Origin of the sequence: Prevotella conceptionensis 9403948, assembly GCF_000312305.1 — a bacterium.
In the GTDB taxonomy this organism is placed as follows: domain Bacteria; phylum Bacteroidota; class Bacteroidia; order Bacteroidales; family Bacteroidaceae; genus Prevotella; species Prevotella conceptionensis.
On sequence record NZ_HE999447.1, the window covers coordinates 313,346 to 317,311 of the forward strand.

3 protein-coding genes and 1 pseudogene are annotated in these 3,966 nt (G+C 49.1%); all 4 read right to left on the bottom strand.

Going from position 1 to position 3,966, the window contains the following annotated elements; translation table 11 throughout:
• Nucleotides 1-1,254 (bottom strand): DNA gyrase subunit A (locus BN93_RS09145; RefSeq protein ID WP_044260257.1); only part of this gene is annotated, 1,254 nt, incomplete at its 3' end.
• Nucleotides 1,255-1,640: 386 nt separating this feature from the next.
• Entirely contained in the window at nucleotides 1,641-2,276 is a 636-nt protein-coding gene (locus BN93_RS09150) for a hypothetical protein (protein WP_019188035.1), read from the bottom strand.
• On the bottom strand, nucleotides 2,269-2,994 hold the full coding sequence (locus tag BN93_RS09155) for a DUF5932 domain-containing protein (protein ID WP_009229382.1): 726 nt from the start codon (nucleotides 2,992-2,994) through the stop codon (nucleotides 2,269-2,271). The genes BN93_RS09150 and BN93_RS09155 overlap by 8 nt, the downstream gene beginning before the upstream one ends.
• Nucleotides 2,995-3,023: 29 nt before the next feature.
• Nucleotides 3,024-3,966 (bottom strand): annotated as a pseudogene (locus BN93_RS09160) (ATP-binding protein); the annotation flags it as partial.

Below are 3,966 nucleotides of genomic sequence, written 5' to 3' on the forward strand. Positions count from 1 at the left end.
AAGCTCGAAACGTTTCTCCAAATTGCGCTGTGCCTCCGACGGAGTTTTGCTCTTGCGGATGATTTGCACCACTTCGTCGATGTTGTCGCAGGCAATGATGAGTCCTTCCAGAATGTGGGCGCGCTCTTGCGCTTTCTTCAAGTCGAACTTGGTGCGGCGAATGGTAACGTCGTGACGATGCTCTACAAAGTATTTCACACATTCTTTAAGCGTGAGCAAGCGTGGACGACCCTTCACCAACGCAATATTGTTCACCGAGAACGAGCTTTGCAGCTGCGTCATCTTAAACAATTTGTTCAGCACCACGTTGGCGTTGGCGTCGCGTTTCACGTCTACCACGATACGCATACCCTGCCTTCCCGACTCGTCGTTGGCGTTGGAGATGCCCTCCAAGCGGCCTTCTTTCACCAAGTCGGCGATGTTTTCGATGAGTTGCGCCTTGTTTACGCCGTATGGTATTTCGCTAATCACAATCTTATCGTGACTTTCATCGCTCTCAATCTCGGCCTTAGCACGCAGCACGATACGTCCACGCCCCGTTTCGTAGGCGTCTTTCACGCCCTGTAAGCCATAGATATAAGCACCCGTAGGGAAATCGGGGGCCTTAATATGCTGCATCAGTCCCTCTGTATCAATTTCAGGATTGTCGATATAAGCACAGCAACCGTCCAATACCTCGGCCAAATTGTGGGTTGGCATGTTGGTAGCCATACCCACGGCGATACCGTTACCACCGTTAACCAACAGGTTTGGTATCTTGGTAGGCATCACTTGGGGTTCTTGTAGCGTGGCATCGAAGTTCTCGTCCATGTCCACGGTGTCCTTTTCAAGGTCGTCCATGATGCGTTCGCCCAATTTCGAGAGCCTACATTCGGTGTAACGCATGGCCGCAGCCGAGTCTCCGTCAACACTTCCGAAGTTTCCTTGACCGTCTACCAAGGTGTAGCGCATGTTCCAATCTTGTGCCAAGCGCACCAATGCGCCGTATACCGAGGAGTCGCCGTGTGGGTGATACTTTCCCAAAACGTCGCCCACCACGCGCGCACATTTCTTATATGGCTTGTCACTGGTGTTTCCTAAGCCCAGCATTCCATACAAAATGCGCCTGTGAACGGGTTTAAAGCCGTCGCGCACATCGGGTAACGCACGCGCAACAATAACCGACATACTATAATCAATGTACGAAGACTTCATTTCTTCTTCGATATTGATCTTGATTATCCTGTCTTGATCGATTGTTTGATTTTCGTCCATCTAATCTATTGTGATTTTATTGAATATTCGTTCTAAGGCCATTTCCTTTCGATTTAAGGCCTTTTTCTCCACGATTTACAAGGTGCTAAGTTACGATATTTTTCTCATTCGGTAAAACAAAAACCGCTAAAATACGCCAAAAAGCACTATAACATTGTTCGATTAAAGGCATAAAGTGGGCAAAAAGGCCGTTTAACGGCTGATAAACATGGGCGTTTAAGGTGCGTGGCAAGGCCTATGCCGTGCGGATTGGCTCGTTCGTGCCCTACCCTTTCATCACAAAAGCACGCTATGACCAGGTATTTCATCCCGAATGCGGTTGTTCGCGCCCTACTCTTTCGTTATTCGCGCCCTACTCTTTCCGCAGTTTCCTCCCTACCCTTTCATTACGAAAGCACGAAAACAAACCGCAAAGAGGCGTACAGTTCGATGGCCAAAATATAGATAAGCCATAGCGGAAGGGTGTAAACAATGCCCGCAACGAGACAGTCGCACACCTCTTCGAGCGAACGCAAACGCGAACTTACCACCCCAAACGACACACTAATAAAGCATACCGAAAGGCAAACCATGAGGAAAAAGCTTTTTGAAAAGCTACTGGGATATAGGTTTCCCGTTACCCCAAGCAAAACGGCATGGGGCAAAACCGTGAGCAAAAGCATCAATACCACAATCACAAAAAGTTCGGCTAAGGCCACCATCAGCCCGAAATGGTCCCAAAAAGACATGGCTTTCCATTTGCGCGGCACATCGAGAATGCCGCAAAATCGCACCGAACCATAGGCCATACTGCCCAGCAGGAGCCAAACCAAGCCTCGCCCCGCAAGGTTGTCACCGAAGTTTCCCACCATCCATCTGATGCCTTCTGCACTTAAAAGCGAGCGTATAGGGAGTTCAGGGTTCACGGCTTTGAATATCCACGAACCCAACACGGCAACTAATTGCAACACACCTAACGCCAGTGCGAGCCGTGCAACGTACTTTCCCGTTCGCCGATGGCAAACCATCTTGTGCTTACCCATTGTCTGGAACAAGGTTATCTATATCAAGTATATGCAGTTCGATGGCCCTTACCACCAGTCGCGTGGCGTTAACGCCCATCCCACCATTACCATTTGGGAAGAGTTTATTTACCAATTCGTTCTGTCTTTTCTCCAAACTCTTCACGCCAAAAGGCATTCCTCGCAGGTTGGTTATTTGCTCTTTGGTGTAGCCCAAAGCCAAATGGCGCAAGAAACGCTCGTCATACTCGTCTATCTCGTAAGTGATAAAAGCCTCTTGCCTAAAAATTTGGTTACTCACCACGCGCTTGAACTTCTCTACAATCTTTTCGAGAATGGGCTGATTAAACACCAGTCGCTTGCCATTCATCACGCTGGCCACGTCGCCCCGCGTAAGCAATTCGCCGCTTTTGAGTATAATTCCATCGCAACCTGCGTCGAGAACGTCGAGCCACAGTTTCTCATTAAGTATCTCGCCCGTAAAGATAAGCACCTTAACCTTGGGAAATTGCTCCTTGGTGTGCCTGCAAATCTCTACGCCGATGGTGGTAGAACCACCCAAACCAAGATCGAGCAGCACCAGGTCGGGCAGCTCTTGTTTCAGCAATTTCCAATACGCCGGTTCGTTATCTGCCGTCCCGATGATGGTTGCCTCCGGTATTTCGTTTCTGAATATGCCTTCCGTACCCTTCAATTCTAAGGGTACGTCCTCCACGATTATCACTTTAAATTTGTCCATGTCGTTTGTGGTTGTATGATGTTTAGTGTTTATGCCTGCGTTGTTTTGGGCAGTGTTATTGCGATATGTGTCTTGTTTTCGATGTTCGATGCAAACACGCCGCAGCCCCTAGCGTTGGTAAACTCGCCCGTGTCGCGTACGATTTGCCTACATAGATAAAACTGCAAGTTGGGCGTTGTGGGTGTGAACAATTCTCTACACTGTTCGTCGGTGTACATCACACAGGGCAGTTCGAGGTCTATTTCCACGTATCTCACCCCCTTATCTTTTACTGACAGCACAGCCGAATGGCCCTCGAAGAGATGCGCGAGAATGCCGAACAAGTAGCGCAAGAGGTCTTCGTCGCCCAGGATGTGCCGCTCCCCTACATCGTCTTCGCTTGTGTGGGGAAAAACATCGAGCAACTTTTTCAGTGGCACATGCCTGTACGAATAGCGCAAATCGTCGACAAGGCGCATGGCTTGGGTGCTCAACAGCATGTACAACTCCTTATAATAGTCCACCAACTCGTTCATGTCGTGCAGGTCTTCGCCGCCGTTCTCTATCAGTTGCCTAATGCGCGAGGGATAATACATCGTCTCGTGTTTCAGTGCACTAAGGCAATTGTCCAGCACACTGTTGTTAACGTGCAGCTTATCGTTCTCTATCTCCACTCGGCGCAGTTCGTCTTCGGCCATTTCTATGCTCTCTTCGCGCGCCTTCTCCATCTCTACGCTTTTTTGCAACACCTCGCTTATCTGGCTTACCACCTCGTTAAGCGACTTAAACTGCACCGTTTCGCCGCCATGCCTGTCTATCGACTTGATGATACGGGCTATGGCGTCGAGTTTGGCTTGTGCCTCTCCGGTGTTCATCAACACCTTATTTATATCCTCAACCCTTTCCACATAGATGCGATAGGCTACGTAATGGCGATAGAACAGCACATAATAGGCAGGGATGATAAGCAGCAAAAGCAAGACAAGCACAACG

Excerpts from the sequence above, each read along its gene's own strand:
- BN93_RS09150 (WP_019188035.1), bottom strand. The coding sequence starts at position 2,276 with ATGGGTAAGCACAAGATGGTTTGCCATCGGCGAACGGGAAAGTACGTT.
- BN93_RS09155 (WP_009229382.1), bottom strand. The coding sequence starts at position 2,994 with ATGGACAAATTTAAAGTGATAATCGTGGAGGACGTACCCTTAGAATTG.